Origin of the sequence: Celeribacter ethanolicus, assembly GCF_002407265.1 — a bacterium.
GTDB classification, from domain to species: domain Bacteria; phylum Pseudomonadota; class Alphaproteobacteria; order Rhodobacterales; family Rhodobacteraceae; genus Celeribacter; species Celeribacter ethanolicus.
Map to the genome: position 1 here is coordinate 1,512,135 of NZ_CP022196.1, position 18,601 is coordinate 1,530,735.

At 61.3% G+C, this 18,601-nt stretch carries 17 protein-coding genes; 6 read left to right on the forward strand and 11 right to left on the reverse strand.

Going from position 1 to position 18,601, the window contains the following annotated elements; all coding sequences use genetic code 11:
- Positions 1-35: 35 nt before the first annotated feature.
- Positions 36-251: a twin-arginine translocase TatA/TatE family subunit gene (locus CEW89_RS07375; RefSeq protein ID WP_066704041.1), complete on the reverse strand. Its 216-nt coding sequence runs from the start codon at positions 249-251 to the stop codon at positions 36-38.
- A 217-nt stretch (positions 252-468) separates the two neighbouring features.
- Here CEW89_RS07375 and CEW89_RS07380 point away from each other — a divergent pair, with 217 nt between their 5' ends.
- Positions 469-795, forward strand: a complete 327-nt coding sequence (locus CEW89_RS07380) for a hypothetical protein (protein ID WP_096805453.1) — start codon at positions 469-471, stop codon at positions 793-795.
- Between the two features lie 2 nt (positions 796-797).
- Positions 798-1,529, forward strand: a complete 732-nt coding sequence (locus CEW89_RS07385) for a helix-turn-helix transcriptional regulator (RefSeq protein WP_096805454.1) — start codon at positions 798-800, stop codon at positions 1,527-1,529.
- 6 nt (positions 1,530-1,535) lie between these two features.
- Here the strand turns inward: CEW89_RS07385 and CEW89_RS07390 are convergent, their stop codons facing one another.
- From CEW89_RS07390 to CEW89_RS07400, 3 genes are read right to left on the reverse strand one after another with little or no spacing between them, the layout of a single operon-like run.
- Positions 1,536-2,627 (reverse strand): ABC transporter ATP-binding protein, encoded by a 1,092-nt coding sequence (locus CEW89_RS07390; protein ID WP_096805455.1) that lies wholly within the window; start codon positions 2,625-2,627, stop codon positions 1,536-1,538.
- 56 nt (positions 2,628-2,683) lie between these two features.
- Positions 2,684-3,736, reverse strand: a complete 1,053-nt coding sequence (locus tag CEW89_RS07395) for a methyltransferase domain-containing protein (RefSeq protein ID WP_096805456.1) — start codon at positions 3,734-3,736, stop codon at positions 2,684-2,686.
- A gap of 30 nt (positions 3,737-3,766) precedes the next feature.
- Positions 3,767-4,546, reverse strand: a complete 780-nt coding sequence (locus CEW89_RS07400) for an SDR family oxidoreductase (RefSeq protein ID WP_066704050.1) — start codon at positions 4,544-4,546, stop codon at positions 3,767-3,769.
- A 441-nt stretch (positions 4,547-4,987) separates the two neighbouring features.
- Here CEW89_RS07400 and CEW89_RS07405 point away from each other — a divergent pair, with 441 nt between their 5' ends.
- From CEW89_RS07405 to CEW89_RS07420, 4 genes are all read left to right on the forward strand, one after another.
- Positions 4,988-6,004 (forward strand): Hint domain-containing protein, encoded by a 1,017-nt coding sequence (locus CEW89_RS07405; protein ID WP_096805457.1) that lies wholly within the window; start codon positions 4,988-4,990, stop codon positions 6,002-6,004.
- A gap of 112 nt (positions 6,005-6,116) precedes the next feature.
- Entirely contained in the window at positions 6,117-7,724 is a 1,608-nt protein-coding gene (locus CEW89_RS07410) for a peptide chain release factor 3 (protein ID WP_096805458.1), read from the forward strand.
- 106 nt (positions 7,725-7,830) lie between these two features.
- Positions 7,831-8,280 (forward strand): hypothetical protein, encoded by a 450-nt coding sequence (locus CEW89_RS07415; RefSeq protein WP_066704056.1) that lies wholly within the window; start codon positions 7,831-7,833, stop codon positions 8,278-8,280.
- Positions 8,281-8,420: 140 nt separating this feature from the next.
- Positions 8,421-9,845 (forward strand): DEAD/DEAH box helicase, encoded by a 1,425-nt coding sequence (locus CEW89_RS07420; RefSeq protein WP_096805459.1) that lies wholly within the window; start codon positions 8,421-8,423, stop codon positions 9,843-9,845.
- A gap of 96 nt (positions 9,846-9,941) precedes the next feature.
- Here the strand turns inward: CEW89_RS07420 and CEW89_RS07425 are convergent, their stop codons facing one another.
- Genes CEW89_RS07425 through nuoK form a run of 7 tightly spaced genes read right to left on the reverse strand, consistent with a single transcriptional unit; the run spans position 9,942 to position 18,538 of the window.
- Positions 9,942-11,606: a ribonuclease J gene (locus CEW89_RS07425; RefSeq protein WP_096805460.1), complete on the reverse strand. Its 1,665-nt coding sequence runs from the start codon at positions 11,604-11,606 to the stop codon at positions 9,942-9,944.
- Positions 11,603-12,379 carry a type III pantothenate kinase gene (locus CEW89_RS07430; RefSeq protein WP_066704065.1) on the reverse strand — a complete coding sequence of 259 codons (777 nt, stop codon included), beginning with the start codon at positions 12,377-12,379 and terminating at the stop codon, positions 11,603-11,605. Before CEW89_RS07430 ends, CEW89_RS07425 begins: the two co-directional genes overlap by 4 nt.
- Entirely contained in the window at positions 12,379-13,131 is a 753-nt protein-coding gene (locus CEW89_RS07435; RefSeq protein WP_096805461.1) for a biotin--[acetyl-CoA-carboxylase] ligase, read from the reverse strand. Before CEW89_RS07435 ends, CEW89_RS07430 begins: the two co-directional genes overlap by 1 nt.
- Positions 13,115-14,551 (reverse strand): NADH-quinone oxidoreductase subunit NuoN, encoded by a 1,437-nt coding sequence (nuoN, locus tag CEW89_RS07440; RefSeq protein ID WP_066704069.1) that lies wholly within the window; start codon positions 14,549-14,551, stop codon positions 13,115-13,117. Before nuoN ends, CEW89_RS07435 begins: the two co-directional genes overlap by 17 nt.
- Positions 14,552-14,564: 13 nt before the next feature.
- Positions 14,565-16,097: an NADH-quinone oxidoreductase subunit M gene (locus CEW89_RS07445; RefSeq protein WP_096805462.1), complete on the reverse strand. Its 1,533-nt coding sequence runs from the start codon at positions 16,095-16,097 to the stop codon at positions 14,565-14,567.
- Positions 16,097-18,226, reverse strand: coding sequence for an NADH-quinone oxidoreductase subunit L (gene nuoL, locus CEW89_RS07450; protein ID WP_096805463.1), 2,130 nt, complete (start codon positions 18,224-18,226; stop codon positions 16,097-16,099). Before nuoL ends, CEW89_RS07445 begins: the two co-directional genes overlap by 1 nt.
- 6 nt (positions 18,227-18,232) lie before the next feature.
- On the reverse strand, positions 18,233-18,538 hold the full coding sequence (nuoK, locus tag CEW89_RS07455; RefSeq protein ID WP_066603543.1) for an NADH-quinone oxidoreductase subunit NuoK: 306 nt from the start codon (positions 18,536-18,538) through the stop codon (positions 18,233-18,235).
- Between the last annotated feature and the right edge of the window lie 63 nt (positions 18,539-18,601).

An 18,601-nucleotide genomic window follows, 5' to 3' on the forward strand; every position in this document is an offset into this window, starting at 1 on the left:
GGTCGCCCCGCCCCGAAAGTCCAAGCAGAAAAGGCTCAGACCTTGTCTTTCTCGTCTTCGGGAGTGACGTCTTTCGCCACCTGAGCGGCTTCGTCTTCGATTTCCTTGGTGCCCTCGGCCACGCCCTTCTTGAAGGATGTGATGCCTTTGCCGACCTCGCCCATGAGGCCGGAGATCTTGCCGCGGCCGAAAAGGACCAGCACCACGACGGCGATGAGCAGGAGGCCCGGAAGGCCGATGTTGTTGAGCATGTCAGTCTCCATCTGAGAGGGGCATTGGCCCGTCTGTCTAATCTCGCGGGTCCCAGAATTAGAAGGCTCGACAGGGAAGGAAAAGCGCAAAATCGCGCCTGCGGCCCTGTTGCACAACATTGGCGCGAGATATGAAGGTGGAACTCTTCAACTGACAGGTTTATGTCAGTTATGAGCGCGCAGTCTCAGATCATCGCAACCGAATCGGAGAAAAACGATGACTGACATTCAAATACTTGAAACCGTTACCTTTCGCCTGAAAGATGGTGTGACGGAGACGGAGTTCATGGCGGTGGCCTGCGAACTTGACGACTATCTCAACCGCTGTCCGGGGCTGTGTGCCCGCACGCTGTACCGCGACGAGACCGGCCTCTGGCGCGAAGATTACATCTGGGCCAATAAGGCGGCAGCCAAGGCGGCCGATGCAGGTTTCATGGCCGCACCCGAGGCGCAGGCCTTCATGGCCCTGGTCGCACGCGACAGCGTTCAGATGGCGCATGCACCCGTCTCGCTGTTCCGCAGCACGGCAGCGGTCACGGTCTGATCATGGCAGGCGGTCGCAAGCAAACCGGCATCCGGCGCAGCGACCGCCTGTTCGATCTCATCCAGATCCTTCGCGATGGCAAATTGCATACCGCGCGGGAATTGGCGGAACGTGTCGAGGTGTCCGAGCGCACGATCTGGCGCGATATGGCGACACTCAGGGCTTCGGGCGTCCCGGTCGAGGGCGAGCGCGGCGTCGGTTACATGGTCACTTCACCGATCACCCTGCCGCCGATGAACCTGAGCATGGGAGAGTTGGAGGCGCTGCACCTCGCCGTCGCGATCCTGAGCGAGGCGACCGATCCGGACCTTGCCAGCAACGCCAAAAGCCTTGCCGCGAAGATCGACGCGGTTTTGCCGGAAAACACCGGCCCGCCCGCCGCCGGTTGGGGCATGGCGGTGCATCCCTTTGCCTTCGCCGACGCGCGCACCGGGTTTCGCCACATGCCGCTTTTGCGGACGGCCGTGCGGGAAAAAAAGGTCCTGCGCATCGCCTATCTGTCGTTGGACGGGACGAAAACCACCCGACTGGTGCGGCCCTTGCAGCTCGATTACTGGGGCCGGGTCTGGACCATGTCCGCCTGGTGCGAAACCCGTGACGATTTTCGCACCTTTCGCGTCGACCGGATCGAAAGCACCATCGACACCGGCGCGCAGTTTCGCGACGAGCCAGGGAAAACGCTGGCTGAATTCCTCGCGATTCAGAAAGCGTCCAAGGTTTTCGAGGCCCGGTAGCGTCGGTTACGTATTCACAGGGAAGACGAAACACCGGTCCCGGCGCATCATCAGCCACATCGGCGTACCCGGTTTCGGCAGGAAGACCGAGGGAACCGTCGCCTTGAGCACCGAACCGTCGAAATCCATTTTGAATTCCACAAGGCTCTCGCGGCCCATGAACCGCGCCCGTTGCACCACGCCACGCGCGGGCGTGCCGTCCTGCGGCGTCGGGTTCGGGCCACGCCCGGCGCGGTCGAAGTCGATGCGCAAGTGCTGTGGCCGGATGACGATTTCCACCTCCGTACCGTCCGGCTGACCGGGGACAAAGAATTCCCCGAAGGCCGTGGTGACGGCAAGGTTCTGAACCGTGCCATGGATCACGTTGATGTCGCTGAAAAAGGCCGCCGCCTTGCGATCCGTCGGCGCGTTATAGATATTATAGGGCGCACCCTGCTGGACGATGCGCCCGTCCCGCATCAGCGCGATCTCGTCGGCCATGCGCATCGCTTCGTGCGGCTCGTGAGTCACCAGCAGAACAGCGGTGTTCTCCGCCTTGAGCACGTCGAGCGTGCTGTCGCGAATATCGTCCTTTAACCGCTCGTCGAGGCCGGAGAAGGGTTCGTCCATCAACATGATCGAGGGACGCGGCGCAAGCGCACGGGCCAGCGCGATGCGTTGTTGTTCGCCGCCCGACAGCTCATGCGGATATTTGTCATAGGCCGACAGAAGCCCGACCTTGTCGAGCAGGTCTTCGATCCGGGGCTTCTTGTCGGATTTGTGGCCTTTTAGGCCGAAACCAACGTTTTCGGAGACCGACAAATGTGGGAAAAGTGCAAAATCCTGAAACATCAGCCCGATAGAACGCTGTTCCGGCGGCACGCGAAATACCGTATCGCACACCAGTTGGCCGTCGACGTAGATCTCGCCTTCATCCTGCATATCGACGCCCGCGATGATGCGCAGCGTCGTGGATTTGCCACAGCCCGACGGCCCAAGCAGGCAGGTCACCTGCCCCGGCATCACCTTGAGCGACACGCCAGAAACCACCTCACGGCCCTGAAAGCGGCGGCGGATGTTGCGGATTTCCAAACGGGGATCGGTCACGGGCTCGGTCAAAGGTGCGGTCTTTGTCTGACGAAAAGTCTCAACTTCCCTATCAGGCGGCAACGGCCTTAGCAACAGCCGCCCGAAGCGGGCGCGCCGGTCTCGGTGAGACTGTCGAAGGGGCTGGTGCCGCCACAGCCTGCGAAAATGCCGTAATGGGTGGAGAAATCGCCGATGAACTCGAAATGCGGTGCAAAACGCGTGTCGGCGAGCATCTTGAACGTGTTGCCACAGACCGGAAAGACCTTGCCCGTCTCGATCTGATGCCCGGCATCGAGGTCGAACACATGCGGCATCTCCGGCACCGTGCCCTTGTAGATCACCGCCTGGCCGTAATCCTCGCATTCCGGTTCGAGATCGAGTTTGAACAGACGATAGGTGGCGGAGATGAACCGGATCGGGGCGACCCTGGCCTCCAGCGCAGGATTTTCGACCGTGAGCGCCCGATGGGTCACAAGACGCGGATCGGCAAACCCGGCGGCACGGGCCATATATTCGAAATCGTTCCAATAGAGCGCGCCGGAGAGGCATTCGCCGTAGAGCACCGGATCGGCACGCAGCGCCTCCGGCACACGGCGATCGGCGTAGACATCGGAAAAATACATCTCCCCGCCGGGTTTCAGAAGACGATAGGCCTCGCGCAGCACGGCGGGCTTGTCCATGGCGAGATTCAGAACACAGTTCGAAACGATGACGTCGAAACTGCCTTCTTCCAACGGCAGATCGTCGAGCTTTTCGATATAGCCTTGATGGAACTCCACGTTGGATTTGGCGTAGCCAAAGCGCTCCGCATGCCAGTCCTGATGGCGGCGGGCGACAGCAAGCTGTTCCTCGGTCATGTCGACGCCGACGACAGCGCCGTCCTCGCCCACGAATTGCGACAGCGCATAAACGTCCCGCCCGGCCCCGGAGCCGAGATCGAGCACCCGCGCGCCCTTCAGTGCCGCAGGCGCGATCAGCCCGCAGCCATAGTAGCGCGACAGCACCTCGTCATGAATGTTGGAAAGCGCGCGTTTCAACCCGTCCGACATCGCATCCGGCGAACAGCAGGCGTTGGTCTTGAGATCCTGCGATCCCTGCAACACCTTGCCGTAATAGTCCTGCACCTCGGCGTGGCTCATGGCGCGCTCCCTTGTGTTTTATGCTGTGTCTTACATCGTGCTGTTGGTCTGACCACCGTCCAGAAGGACGTTCTGGCCGATCATGAATCCCGCGAATTGCGAGCACATGAAGGCACAGGTGGCGCCGAACTCCTCGGGCGTGCCGTAGCGCCCGGCAGGAATGGTCTTGCACCGTTCGGCACGAACCGCATCGGGCGTGGTTCCACCCTGTTCGGCCAGTGCCCCGTCCATCCCGACCATGCGGTCGGTGGCGTGGAAACCGGGCAGAAGGTTGTTCATCACCACGCCCGCGCCCGCGACCTGGCGCGAGGTGCCCGCGACATAGCCCGTAAGCCCCGCACGCGCCGAATTCGACAGCCCCAGAACGCCGATCGGCGCCTTCACGGAGACGGAGGTGATGTTGACGACACGCCCCCAGCCGCGCTCCATCATCCCCGGCACCAGCGCCTTGATCAGCGCAATGGGAGCCAGCATGTTGGCGTCGAGCGCCTTGATGAAATCCTCGCGCTCCCAATCCGTCCACATCCCCGGCGGCGGGCCACCGGCATTGGTGACGAGAATGTCGATGCCTTGCGCCTTGTCCAACACGGCCCTGCGGCCTTCTTCCGTGGTCACATCGGCGGCAACCGTGTCGACAGTGACGCCGAACTCAGTACGGATTTCGGCGGCGGCGGCTTCGAGCGCCTCTGCGCCGCGGGCGTTCATCACCAGATCGACCCCGGCCTCCGCCAGCGCCCGGGCACAGCCCAGCCCCAGCCCTTTCGAGGAGGCGCACACCAGCGCCCGTTTGCCCTTGATCCCGAGATCCATCGCATTCTCCTTCCGATACACTCTTGTCCGATATGTAGAACCCGCACCCCGGCTTGTCATCCGCCAACTGCGCGCCCCGGTGCGACTCGCCCGGAGCGGATAAACCGGGGCTTGCGACGGAGAAAGAACCACTCTCGCCCAAATCCCGCCATTGTTTCCGATCACAATGGGAGTGTTTTACCAAGTATACCCCGCTCACCCGGCGAAGAGGCGTTTCTATGTACTTCTATGTACAATGACACCGAGTCCCGGCATAATGGAACCTCCGTTGTCACGGGCAGGATCGCGCTCCGGTTTGCGTGCGGACCTGAGTGCCGGATCGCCTCCGGCATTCGGAACGGTTCCGCCAAATGCCGTTCCTGACAATGGACCTTTTCGGGGGAAAGGGGATTTGGGACAGTGTTGGGGAAAGGCATGACGGCAGTCAGCAGGGATCATCACATGCAGGCTCGGATGGACGGCCAGACCGGCCTGCCGGTGCAGAGCCTTGCAGTCTATCGCGCAAGCGCGTTGCGGGTCACCAATGGGGTGAACCTGGGCGAACCGCTTGCGAATGCCGCTGAGCTTGAGTTGGCCGATGTCTATGAATTGCGCAAACAGGCCATACGCGAGCGGCTCACCGTCAACGTCGATGGTGACAAGTTGCGCGTGGCCGAAGGGTCCGAGCTTGGCGCGCCCGGGCACGATCTGCACCTCGACTGCGTCGCGACCTTCATGGCCGGCTCCGGCAATACCATCGAGGTTCTGCTGCTCGTCGAAACCGACGCGGGCGGCCTGATCGAAGGCACCTATTTCCTGCCCTTTGCTGCGATGCAGCCGGATGTGGAATATGTGCTCGTGAAACTGGACGAGAACACCGTGCGCACACGGCTTTCCGATGTCGCCTGTGTCGCCTTTACCCGCGGCACACGGATCACTCTGGCCAACGGCATGCAGAAACCCATTGAAGAACTCACGGTCGGGGATCGCGTATTAACCCGCGACCACGGCCCGCAGGAGGTCCGCTGGATCGGGTGTCAGACCGTGCGAGCGACCGGGGCCTTCGCCCCCATTGTGATCAAGGAAGGCGCGCTGAACAACGCCCATGACCTGATCGTGTCGCCAAACCACCGGATCTTCATCTACCAGCGCCGCGATGCGGTGCACGCCGGTCGGGCGGAAGTTCTGGTCAAGGCGAAGCTTCTGGTCAACGGCCAGAATGTGATCCAGTCCGAGGGCGGGTTTGTCGACTATTTCCAGCTTTTGTTCGACACCCATGAGATCATCTATGCCGAGGGTATCGCTGCCGAGAGCATGTTCGTCGACGGGCGTGTGAAACCGTTCCTGCCCGAAGATGTGCAGGCGCGGATTGCCTCCGAACATGCCTATGCCGAAACGCCCCGCGCCTTTGAGCTGCGCGACGGGATGCTGGAGCCTTCGGTGGCCGCCGACGTGCTGCGGTCGGCCTCCGGAAGCTGAGTATTTGGAGCAGCAAAGGAAACGGAAAAGCGCGCATCAGGGCGCGTTTTTGTTGTGTGCAGAGTGTTCTGGCCCATTGCCGGGGCGCATACCCGCGCGTATATGAACGCGCATGTTGGATCGCAGCCATAACGCCCCCGAATTGCCACCGGAGATTGCCCGTCGCCGGACCTTCGCCATCATCTCGCACCCGGACGCCGGTAAGACGACGTTGACGGAGAAGTTCCTGTTGTACGGCGGCGCGATCCAGATGGCCGGTCAGGTGCGCGCGAAAGGCGAAGCGCGCCGCACGCGCTCTGACTTCATGCAGATGGAGAAGGACCGCGGGATTTCCGTGTCGGCCTCGGCGATGTCGTTCGATTTTTCGGGCTATCGGTTCAACCTTGTCGACACGCCCGGCCACTCGGACTTTTCCGAGGACACCTACCGCACGCTCACCGCTGTGGATGCCGCGATCATGGTGATCGACGGGGCGAAGGGCGTTGAAAGCCAGACGCAGAAACTGTTCGAGGTCTGTCGTCTGCGCGATCTTCCGATCCTGACCTTTTGTAACAAGATGGACCGCGAAAGCCGGGACACGCTTGAGATCATTGACGAAATCCAGGAAAACCTTGCGATTGACGTGACACCCGCCTCCTGGCCGATTGGCGTCGGACGGGATTTCCTTGGCTGCTATGACGTGCTCAATGACCGTCTCGAACTGATGGACCGCGCCGACCGCAACAAGGTGGCCGAGAGCATCAAGATCGAGGGGCTGGACGATCCGAAACTCGCCGACCACGTTCCCGCGAATCTGTTGGAGCAGCTCAAGGAAGAGCTCGAGATGGCGCGTGAACTGTTGCCGCCGTTCGACCGCCAGGCCTTCCTGGATGGCACCCTGACACCGATCTGGTTCGGCTCCGCGATCAATTCCTTCGGCGTCAAGGAGCTGATGGACGGGATCGGCAAATACGGCCCCGTGCCGCAGCCGCAATCGGCCGAACCGCGCGCCATCGGGCCGGAAGAGAACAAGGTCATGGGCTTTGTTTTCAAGGTTCAGGCCAATATGGACCCGAAACACCGCGACCGGGTGGCTTTTGTGCGGCTGGCCTCCGGGCATTTCAAACGTGGCATGAAACTCACCCATGTGCGTTCGAAAAAGCCGATGGCGATCTCGAACCCGGTGCTGTTTCTGGCCTCCGACCGCGAATTGGCGGAAGAGGCCTGGGCCGGGGACATCATCGGCATTCCGAACCACGGGCAATTGCGCATCGGCGACACGCTAACCGAGGGCGAGGACATTCGTGTGACCGGCATTCCGAGCTTTGCTCCGGAATTGTTGCAAGGCGTCCGCGCGGGCGATCCGATGAAGGCCAAGCACCTCGAGAAAGCGTTGATGCAATTCGCCGAGGAAGGCGCGGCGAAGGTGTTCAAACCGGCGATTGGCTCTGGCTTTATCGTCGGCGTTGTCGGCGCGCTTCAATTCGAAGTGCTGGCCTCGCGCATCGAGCTTGAATATGGCCTGCCTGTTCGATTTGACGCATCACAGTTCACATCTGCGCGCTGGGTGAGCGGTCCGAAGTTGGAAATGGACAAGTTTATCAACGCGAACAAACAGCATATTTCCTACGATCACGATGGCGATCCGGTGTTCCTGACGCGTCTGCAATGGGACATCGACCGGATCGAGCGGGATTATCCGGAGCTGAAACTGTCGGCGACCAAGGAAATGATGATCTGACCAGACGGCTGAGCGCGGCATTCTGCCGATCCGTGCCAAAAGGGGATTCCCTCCCGGCACGGATCAGCTAAACTGCCAAGAACATCCTCATCATTCAGGAGCCTTCATGTCCGTCAGCCGCCTCGCCCTTACCGCCGGCCTCTCCGCCACCGCCGTCTCGACGCTGGGTTTGCCAGCCCTTGCCGAGACCTCCGGCTGGGACCTGCTCAAGGGGATCACCATCGAAGAGATCGTGACCGACAGCAGCTACGAGGTGAAGAAGGGCTTCCCGGAGCGGCTCAAGAACGGCATCGAAGGAATGGAGCTGACCGGCTATGCCGTTCCGCTGACGCCCGGCGCGGATGTCACCGATCTGATCCTCGTCTCCGACATGGGTCTTTGCCCGTTCTGCGGCAGTGCCGACCATGGCGCTTCGGTTCAGGTCAGCCTCAACACCCCGATCCAGGGGCTCGAGGAAGGCGCGCGGATTACGCTCAAGGGCAACATGAAACCGGTGCTCGACCCGGAGACATGGCAGGCGGCAATTCTGGAAAATGCAGAGGTTGTCGGCGGCTGAGCCCGACAGATCGGCCTTTCCTTGACCTTTTTGTGATTGAAGCGTAGAAGACGCGCCAAAGCGTTCCGGCAATATGGCCGGGCGGGCCGCGCGGGGTTTTGCGGCCATTTCCACAGCCGCACCATCGCGAAAGGCACAGTTTGACCAAGTTCACCGATCTCAATCTCGCTCCGAAAGTTCTCAAAGCCATCGAAGATGTCGGCTACGAGACCCCCACGCCGATTCAGGCCGGAGCGATTCCGCCCGCGCTTGAGGGCCGTGACGTGCTGGGCATCGCCCAGACCGGGACCGGGAAAACCGCGTCTTTCGTGTTGCCGATGATCACCATGCTGGCCCGTGGCCGGGCGCGCGCGCGGATGCCGCGGTCTCTGGTGCTCTGCCCGACACGCGAACTCGCCGCGCAGGTTGCCGAGAACTTCGATCAATACACGAAATACATGAAGCTCACCAAAGCGCTGCTGATCGGAGGTGTGAGCTTCAAGGAACAGGATGCGCTGATCGACAAGGGGGTCGACGTGCTGATTGCCACGCCCGGTCGCCTGCTCGATCATTTCGAGCGCGGCAAGCTGATCCTCTCCGACGTGAAGGTCATGGTGGTAGACGAGGCCGACCGGATGCTCGACATGGGCTTTATCCCGGACATCGAGCGCATCTTCGGTCTGACGCCCTTCACCCGCCAGACACTGTTCTTCTCCGCCACCATGGCCCCCGAGATCGAACGCATCACCAACACCTTCCTCTCTGCGCCTGCGAAGATCGAAGTGGCGCGTCAGGCGACCGCCTCCGAACGGATCGAACAGCACGCGGTGATGTTCAAAGGCTCCCGCCGCGACCGTGCAGCAAGCGAGAAACGCGCCGTGCTGCGCGCCCTGATCGACCAGGAAGGTGCGACGCTTCAGAACGCGGTGATCTTCTGCAACCGCAAGACGGATGTGGATATCGTCTCGAAGTCGCTCAAGAAATACGGCTATGACGCGGCCCCGATCCACGGCGATCTGGACCAGAGCCAGCGCAACGCCACGCTCGACGGCTTCCGGGCCGGCAAGATCAAGATCCTCGTAGCCTCCGACGTTGCCGCCCGTGGTCTCGACGTGCCCTCCGTCACCCATGTGTTCAACTTCGACGTGCCCGGCCATGCCGAGGATTACGTCCACCGCATCGGCCGGACCGGTCGTGCGGGCCGCGATGGCAAGGCGATCACGCTGGTCGAGCCGCGCGACGAAAAGAATTTCGCTGATGTCGAGACGCTTCTGACCAAGGAAATCCCCCGGATGGACAATCCGCTCGGGAATGCCGCACCCGCAGAAGAAGAGACGGAGCAGCGCGGTGAGAAACCGAAACGCACCCGGTCGCGCAAACGCAAACCCGAGGATGCGCCCAAAGCCGAAGCTCCCGTCGAAGCACAGGCCGAAGACGCCCCGCGCGAAGAGGCTCCGAGGTCCGAACCGCGCTCTGACAATCGCGCGCGCCGGGGCCGCAAGGAAGACGACAACAAGGTCGTGGGCCTTGGAGATCACCTGCCCTCCTTCATCGCGCTCAGCTTTGAGGAACGTCAGGCGGGCTAAGCCCCCTACCCTTTCCGGACATAAAAAACCCGCGCCGAAAGCGCGGGTTTTGTTTTGAGTATTTAGGGCAGCAAAGGAAACTGGCGCCCCCGTCGATCAGCTCGACAGGCGAGAGATCACAATCTGAACCTCAGGTTTCTTGCCCACCTCTTCCAGCGTCGTTTTGCGGATGATCCGGCGCATTTCCTCTTCGAGCGCATCGTCATCCGACAGCGTCTTGGGCTTGGCGCGCATCAGGAATTGATTCACGTCCTCTTCCAGCACATCGACCAGAGGCGCGCGCGACAGCCCGACTTCGGGCAGGCCACGCAGCTCGCACCAGCAATCGCCCAGCGGCTCATCATCCTCGACGATCACGGTGGCGACCACCAGCCCGTTCATCGCGATACGGATACGGTCGCGGACGATACCGTCGAGCGCGCCGATCTGGACGGAGCCGTCGAGATAGGTGCGCCCGGTCTCGACATATTCCGACACACGCGGCGTATTACCGGAAAGGTCGACGCCGACGCCATTGGGGGCGACGATGGCCTGAAACCCGTTGCTCTCGGCCATTTTGGCATGTTCGCGCAGGTGGCGATGTTCGCCGTGCATCGGGATCACGATCTGCGGTTTGACGATTTCGTGCAAAAGCGCCAAATCCGGCCCGTTGGCATGGCCGGAGACGTGGTATTCATCACGGCCCGAGATGGTTTCAACGCCCATTTCCGAGAAGCTGTTGAGGATGCGCCCGACGGAGACCTCATTGCCCGGAATGGTTTTCGAGGAGAAAATCACCGTATCGCCCTCGGTCATCTTGAGGCCGAGGTATTTACCGCGCGAAAGCTGCGCGGTGGCGGCGCGATGTTCGCCCTGCGAGCCGGTGGTCAGCAGCATGAGGTTTTCGCGCGGAATATCGCCCGCGTTTTCCGGCGAAACGGTTTTCGGGAAATCGGCGATGATGCCGGTCTCGATTGCCGCCGTGATCATCCGGCGCATGGCACGGCCAAGAAGCACAACCGAGCGTCCGGCCTTGGACCCCGCTTCGGCAAGGGTTTTGACCCGTGCGATGTTGGAGGCAAAGGTGGTCGCGGCGACCATGCCATCGAGCGAGGCGACGAGCTTGGTGATCGGTTCGACCACCTCGGATTCGGAACGGCCCGGTTTGGGCGAGAACACGTTGGTCGAGTCGCACACCAGCGCCTTGACACCCGAGGACGCCACGCTTTCCCAAAGCTCCCGGTCGAAGGGCTCGCCCACCACCGGATTTTCATCGAGTTTGAAATCGCCGGTATGGATCACGCGGCCCGCGGGCGTGTCGATCACCAGCGCCGAAGATTCCGGAATCGAGTGCGACACCGGCAGGAAGCCGACGGTGAACGGCCCACATTGGATGGTTTCCGGCCATTTGGAAACGGTCTTGATCTGCAACTCGTCATGGCCGTGCTCTTCGAATTTGAGCCGCGCGATATGGGCGGTGAAGGCACGGGCATAGACCGGAGCCTCAAGACGCGGCCAGAGATGGCCGACGGCGCCGACGTGATCTTCATGCGCGTGGGTGATGAAAATCGCCTCGATCCGGTCCTTGCGCTCTTCGAGCCAGGCGATATCGGCGAAGATCAGATCCACCCCCGGCGTGCCGTCCATCGAGGGGAAGGTGACACCGAGATCGACCACGATATAGCGCTCGTCGCCCTCCGGCCCGTAGCCGTAGACGTAACAGTTCATGCCGATCTCGCCGGCGCCGCCCAAGGGAAGATAGAGAAGACGTTCGCTCATCAGTTGCCCATGTCCTTATTATAATTATGGATCACGACAAGGCCGTGGATCGTCAGGAATTCATCGAAATGGTCAAAGAGTTTGTGGCCCTGATTGAACAGCGGCGCAAGCCCCCCGGTCGCGATCACGCGCATCGGGCGGCCATATTCGTCCTTGATCCGGTTGCAGGTCTCACGCACCAACCCGATATAGCCCCAGAACACACCGGATTGCATACAGGCGACGGTGTTGGTCCCGATGACCTTTTGCGGCATGGTCACATCGACATGCGGCAGGGCGGCAGCGGCGTGGTGGAGGCTTTCGAGCGAGGCGTTGACCCCGGGAGAGATCACACCACCGACATAGGCGCCGTCCTCCGCCACCACGTCGAAGGTGGTCGCGGTGCCGAAATCCACCACGATCAGATCACCGCCGTAAAGATCGAAGGCGCCCGCGGAGTTCACAAGCCGGTCGGGCCCAACGGTCGTGCCCTCGTCCACCCGCGGCATATGCGGCAGAAGGCATTCGGGCTTGCCGACCACCAAAGGCCGACAATCGAAATAACGGTTGGCCAGAACCCGCAGGTTGAACACCACGCGCGGCACGGTCGAGGAGATGATCACCTCGGAAATATCCGCCTCGATCTTCTGGAAATTCATCAGCGTCGAGAGCCAGACGTAATACTGATCCGCCGTGCGCTGATGTTCGGTCGAGGTGCGCCATGTGGCGACGATCTCGCGACCGTTCCAGATGGAGAAGACGGTGTTGGTGTTGCCGGTGTCGATACAGAGAAGCATCAGAAATAGACCTCTGCGGCTGGGATGGTAAGTTTGCCCGCGCGCGTGTCGAGCACGAGATTGCCGAAGGCATCCACGGTCTCGAAAATGCCGTGATGCGTTTCACGCATGGTGCGGGCGCGGATTTCGGTGCCGAGACGCGCCGCGCGGGCCAGCCACGCCTCGCGCACCGGGCCGAACCCGTAGGTGGTGAACTGGCTTTCCCAATAGGCGAAACTCGGGGCCAGATGGTCGAGGAATTCCTCTGGCGCAATCAAGGCTCCGGTCTCATGCGCGAGCGACACGGGCGGCGTCGCGCCCGCTTCAACCTGATCCGCGCCGGGCACTTCGACCAGGTTGATGCCAATGCCGATGGCGAGATGCGAGGCCCCGCGCTCCAACAGGATGCCCGCAACCTTGCCGCCGTTCAGCAGCACGTCATTCGGCCATTTGAGCGCAAAGGGATCGGCGCGTCCGGTGACGGCGACAAAGGCGTCGTAAAGTGCCAGAGAAGCCACGAAACTGCGCAGCGCGACAAGTGCCGGCGGTTCGGTCGGGAACATCAGCAGCGTGGCGGCGAAATTGCCCTCCGGCATGGACCACGGGCGCCCGCGTCGGCCATGAGCACCGGTTTGAGAGAGCGCCATGATCCATTGCGGAAACGCGGAAGAGGCCGCGACACGCGCGGCCTCCGACATGGTGCTGTCCACAGAGGGCAGGACGGTGCGCCCCACCCCCTCGGGCCATGTATGGCGATTACTTGACAAGCGCATCCGCCGCGATCGCCGCCATACCGTCGACGCCGAACATGTTCACGATACCGACGAGCATGATCAGCGCGGAGACGGCCAGAAGCGCGAAGGCCACCGGGCTCTTCGTGTTGTCGAGCGGCTCCACTTCGCTACCGAAATAGATGTAGTAGACGACACGCAGGTAGTAGAAGGCCGCAATCACCGAGGCGATCACACCAAAGATCGCTAGCCAGGTGAGACCGGCGTTCCAGGCTGCCATGAGCACGGAGAACTTGGCGAAGAAGCCGAGCATCGGCGGCACACCGGCGAGCGAGAAGAACAGCACCAGCACCGCGAGCGCCTTGGTCGGCGAAACGCGCCAGTAGAGGTTCAGCGCGGACAGATCGGTGACCGGCTTGCCGTCGCGTTCCATCGTCATGATGAAGGCGAAGGCACCGATGTTCATCGCGACATAGATCGCCATATAGACCATCGCGGATTGCACACCCTCGGCATTGGCCGCCGCCAGTCCCATGAGCGCAAAGCCCATGTGGGTGATGGAGGAATAGGCCATCAGACGTTTGATGTTGGTCTGGCCGATCCCGGCAAAGGCACCCCAGAACATGGAGGCGACGGCGATCACGGCGAGCACCTGTTGCCAGTCACCCGGCACGCCGCCGAACGCATCGAACAGCACGCGGGCGAAGAGGCCCATGGCGGCAAGCTTCGGCGCGGTGGCGAAGAAGGCGGTGGTCGGTGTCGGCGCGCCTTCGTAGACGTCCGGGGTCCACATGTGGAAGGGAACGGCGGACACCTTGAACGCCAGACCGGTCATCACGAAGATCAGGCCGAACAGCACGCCCAGCGGCACGTTGCCCTGCACCACGGTGACGATGCCGGCGAAAGAGGTGGTGCCGGAGAAACCGTAGATCAGCGAGGAGCCATAGAGCAGCAGACCCGAAGAGAGCGAGCCGAGCACGAAATATTTGAGGCCCGCTTCGGTCGATTTCACGCTGTCGCGGCGGAAGGACGCGATGACGTAGAGCGACAGCGACATCAGTTCGAGGCCGAGGTAGAGCGACATGAGATCGCCCGCCGAAACCATGACCATCATGCCGATCGTGGAGAACAGCACGAGGATCGGATATTCGAACTTCGCGAAACCGCGTTTTTCGAGGAAGTCGTGCGACATCACGAGGACCGCAGCCCCCGCGAGCAACACGCCGACCTTGCCGAAGCGCGAGAAAGCGTCGTCGATGAACAGGCCGCCGAAGGCTGCGCGGCTGCCCTGCCCGCCGAGCCCGATCCACAGCGCCACGATCACGAAGACCGCCGCGGTGAGCCAGGTGACGAGGCCGGAGAGTTTGTCCTTGCCGGTGTAGACGGCGAAGACGAGCGCCGCCATGCCGTAGATGGCAAGAAGTACTTCCGGCAGGACGATGGAAAAGTCTGTAGAGGTCATATCTCCGTGTCCCTTAGTGCGTTGCGGCGTCTGCGATCATCGGCAGAGCGGCATGGTAGTTGTCAAGCAGCGCCGTAACCGACGGCCCGATGAGATCCGTCACCAGCGACGGGTAGACACCGAGGATCAGGGTCATCGCCACGAGCGGAGCGAAAATCCATTTCTCGCGCGCGTTCATGTCCTTGATGGTCTTCAGGCTTTCCTTGATCAGATCGCCCAGCACGACCCGGCGGTAGAGCCAGAGCGCATAGGAGGCGGAGAAGATCACACCGGTGGCGGCCACGAGGGCGACCCAGGTGTTGGCCTGGAACATGCCGATGATGGTCAGGAATTCGCCGACGAAGCCCGAGGTGCCCGGCAGGCCGACGTTCGCCATGGTGAAGAACATGAACACGAGCGCATAGGCTGGCATGTTTTTCACCAGACCGCCGAAGGCGTCGATCTGACGGGTGTGCATCCGGTCGTAGATCACGCCGACGCAGAGGAAGAGCGCGCCGGAGACGAACCCGTGCGAGATCATCTGGAAGATCGCACCGTCGAGGCCTTGTTGGTTGAAGGAGAAAATCCCCGCCGTCACGTAGCCCATGTGGGCGACCGAGCTGTAGGCGATGAGTTTCTTCATGTCTTCCTGCACAAGCGCGACAAGCGAGGCGTAAACGATAGCGATCACCGAGAGCCAGAGCACGAAATTCGACAGAAGTTCGGAGGCATAGGGGAACATCGGCAGCGAGAAGCGCAGGAAGCCGTAACCACCCATCTTCAGAAGGATCGCGGCCAGGATGACCGAGCCCGCAGTCGGTGCCTGCACGTGGGCGTCGGGCAACCAGGTGTGCACTGGCCACATCGGCATCTTCACCGCGAAGGAGGCGAAGAAGGCGAGGAAGGCCAGAGTCTGGAACCCGCCGACAATGTGGAAGCCCAGAACCGTGATCGTGTCATGCGAGAACTCGTGGCCGAGCAGCGTGACGATGTCGGTGGTGCCCGCGTCGACATACATGGCGATCATCGCGATCAGCATCAGCACGGAGCCGAGGAAAGTGTAAAGGAAGAACTTGAACGCGGCGTAAATCCGGTTCGGCCCGCCCCAGATACCGATGATCAGGAACATCGGAATGAGGCCCGCTTCGAAGAACAGGTAGAACAGCACCAGATCGAGCGCGGTGAACACGCCGAGCATGAGCGTTTCCAGAAGCAGGAAGGCGATCATGTATTCCTTCACGCGCACCTTCACGTCCCAGGCCGACCAGATGGCGAGCGGCATGAGCGCGGTGGTGAGCATGACGAACAGGACCGAGATCCCGTCAACGCCCATCTTGTATTTCAGCCCCATGATCCAGTCGGCCTCTTCGACCATCTGGAAACCGGTGTCTTCGGGATCGAAACCGAACAGGATGAAGAGCGAGATCACGAAGGTGATCACGGTCGCGAACAGGGCCACGACCTTGGCATTTTTCTGCGCCACCGCATCTTCGCCACGCAGGAACAGCGCGAGCATGAGGGCGGCCAGAGCCGGAAGGAAGGTGACGATGGAAAGCACGTTATCCATTACTGTGCCCCCCCGCCAATCGTCATCCAGGTAATCAAGAGTACAATCCCCAGAACCATGCTGAATGCATATGTGAAGATGAAGCCCGTCTGCGCCCGGCCCGCAAGCCGGGTGAAGAAGGGCACGATGCCCATGGCGAGACCGTTGATCGCGCCGTCGATGGTGCCTTCATCGCCGCGTTTCCAGAAGAAGCGACCGAGGGCGAGCACGGGACGCACGATGAGCGCATCGTAGATCTCGTCGAAGTACCATTTGTTGAGCAGGAAGCGGTAGGCCACCGGCTGGCTCTCGGCCAGTTTCTTCGGCAGCGACGGGCTCCAGATATAGAACCACATCGCCATCACCAGACCGATGAGCATCGCGATGAACGGCGACACTTTCACCCAGGTCGGTGCGTGGTGCGCATCGTCGAGGATGGTGTTGTCCGCGGCCACGAAAATCGCGCCTTGAGGGGCAACACCTTCGGCATGTGCTTCGGCGTGCATCTCTTCGCCCTCGGTGACGACAACCGCCTCACCGTGCGCATCCGCTGCGGCTTCGCCGGTCGCCTCGCCATGACTGTCCACCATCTCGACTTCCGCGTGATGCGGCAGGCCGAAAAACTCGGTGAATCTCGTGTGATCGCCGAAGAAGCTGTTATACCACAGCATCCCTCCGAAGATCGCGCCCAGCGACAGCACCCCGATCGGCACCAGCATGACGAGCGGGCTTTCATGGGCATGCTCATGGGCGTGATGATCGCCACGTTCCTTGCCGAAGAAGGTCAGGAAGATGAGGCGCCAGGAGTAGAACGACGTGAACAGCGCCGCGATGACCAGCATCCAGAAGGCATAGCCGACACCGGAGGCATAGGCGCTCTCGATGATCGAGTCTTTCGACAGGAAGCCCGCGAAACCGATCGGCACACCGAACATTTCGCCCGAGAACGGGATACCCACACCGGTGATCGCCAGCGTACCGATGATCATCATCCAGAAGGTGAACGGGATCTTTTTACGCAGACCACCGTAGTTGCGCATGTCCTGTTCGTGGTGCATCGCGGTGATGACGGAGCCAGCGGAGAGGAAGAGCATCGCCTTGAAGAAAGCGTGCGTCAGCAGGTGGAACATCGCCGGACCGTAGGCGCCGACACCTGCGGCCACGAACATGTAACCGAGCTGCGAACAGGTCGAATAGGCGATGACGCGTTTGATGTCGTTCTGCACCAGGCCCACCGTGGCCGCGAAGAAAGCCGTGGTCGCACCGATGTAGACGATGAACATCTGGGCCTGCGGCGCATATTCGAAGATCGGCGACATGCGGGTGACGAGGAAGACACCGGCGGTCACCATGGTCGCGGCGTGAATGAGTGCGGACACGGGCGTCGGCCCTTCCATCGCATCCGGCAACCAGGTGTGCAGGAAGAGCTGTGCCGATTTACCCATCGCGCCGATGAACAGAAGGAAGGCCAGCAGGTTCGCCGCGTTCCAGTCATTCCAGAGGAAGTGCAGCGTGGTGCCCGCAAGCGCCGGACCCTGCGCGAAGACATCGTCGAGGCGGATGCTGTCAGTCATGAAGAACAGACCAGCCATGCCGAGGATGAAACCGAAGTCACCGACACGGTTGACGATGAAGGCTTTCATCGAGGCGGCCCCGGCCGAAGGTTTCTTGATGTAGAAACCGATCAGCAGGTAGGAGGCAAGGCCCACGCCTTCCCAGCCGAAGAACATCTGCAACAGGTTGTCGGCAGTCACCAGCATCAGCATGGTGAAGGTGAAGAGCGAGAGATAGGCGAAGAAGCGCGCCCGGTAGGGCTCGTCGTCGTTGAAGTTCTCGTCATGCGCCATGTAGCCCAGCGAGTAGAGGTGCACCAGCGCCGACACCGTGTTGACCACGATCAGCATGATCGTCGTCAGACGGTCGAGGCGGATACCCCAGTCGACCGAAAGCGAACCGCTGTCGATCCAGCGCAGGATCGTGACGTGATGGGTCTGGCCGTCATGGGTGAGAAAGAGAACCCAGGACAGGATTGCGGCGAGAAAGAGCAGGCCCGTCGTCAGATACTGCGCGCCCTTCTCCCCGATCACGCGCCAGCCGAAGCCGGCGACGATGGCACCGACCAGCGGCGCAAAGAGGACAATCGATTCCATGGTCCCTTATCCTTTCATCACGTTGACGTCTTCGACGTCGATCGTGCCGCGGTTGCGGAAGAAGCTCACGAGGATGGCAAGCCCGATGGCGGCCTCGGCGGCGGCCACGGTCAAGACCAGCATCGTGAAAATCTGTCCCGTCAGATCCCCCATGAAGGAGGAGAAGGCGACAAGGTTGATATTGACCGACAGCAGGATCATCTCGATCGACATCAGGATGATGATGATGTTCTTCCGGTTCAAAAAGAGCCCGAAGATGCCGATGACAAACAGCGCCGCGGCCACTGTCAGGTAATGTTCAAGTCCGACCATGTCGTCCCTCAGTTCTTTCTCTCTCGCCACATTTTTGTGGCCCTTGGTTCAGGGCGATCACCC

Excerpts from the sequence above, each read along its gene's own strand:
- CEW89_RS07380 (WP_096805453.1), top strand. The coding sequence starts at position 469 with ATGACTGACATTCAAATACTTGAAACCGTTACCTTTCGCCTGAAAGAT.
- CEW89_RS07405 (WP_096805457.1), top strand. The coding sequence starts at position 4,988 with ATGCAGGCTCGGATGGACGGCCAGACCGGCCTGCCGGTGCAGAGCCTT.
- CEW89_RS07445 (WP_096805462.1), bottom strand. The coding sequence starts at position 16,097 with ATGGATAACGTGCTTTCCATCGTCACCTTCCTTCCGGCTCTGGCCGCC.
- CEW89_RS07375 (WP_066704041.1), bottom strand. The coding sequence starts at position 251 with ATGCTCAACAACATCGGCCTTCCGGGCCTCCTGCTCATCGCCGTCGTG.
- nuoK (WP_066603543.1), bottom strand. The coding sequence starts at position 18,538 with ATGGTCGGACTTGAACATTACCTGACAGTGGCCGCGGCGCTGTTTGTC.
- nuoN (WP_066704069.1), bottom strand. The coding sequence starts at position 14,551 with ATGACCTCTACAGACTTTTCCATCGTCCTGCCGGAAGTACTTCTTGCC.
- CEW89_RS07395 (WP_096805456.1), bottom strand. The coding sequence starts at position 3,736 with ATGAGCCACGCCGAGGTGCAGGACTATTACGGCAAGGTGTTGCAGGGA.
- CEW89_RS07385 (WP_096805454.1), top strand. The coding sequence starts at position 798 with ATGGCAGGCGGTCGCAAGCAAACCGGCATCCGGCGCAGCGACCGCCTG.
- CEW89_RS07410 (WP_096805458.1), top strand. The coding sequence starts at position 6,117 with ATGTTGGATCGCAGCCATAACGCCCCCGAATTGCCACCGGAGATTGCC.
- CEW89_RS07415 (WP_066704056.1), top strand. The coding sequence starts at position 7,831 with ATGTCCGTCAGCCGCCTCGCCCTTACCGCCGGCCTCTCCGCCACCGCC.
- CEW89_RS07400 (WP_066704050.1), bottom strand. The coding sequence starts at position 4,546 with ATGGATCTCGGGATCAAGGGCAAACGGGCGCTGGTGTGCGCCTCCTCG.
- CEW89_RS07430 (WP_066704065.1), bottom strand. The coding sequence starts at position 12,379 with ATGCTTCTCTGTATCGACACCGGCAACACCAACACCGTCTTCTCCATC.
- CEW89_RS07435 (WP_096805461.1), bottom strand. The coding sequence starts at position 13,131 with ATGCGCTTGTCAAGTAATCGCCATACATGGCCCGAGGGGGTGGGGCGC.
- nuoL (WP_096805463.1), bottom strand. The coding sequence starts at position 18,226 with ATGGAATCGATTGTCCTCTTTGCGCCGCTGGTCGGTGCCATCGTCGCC.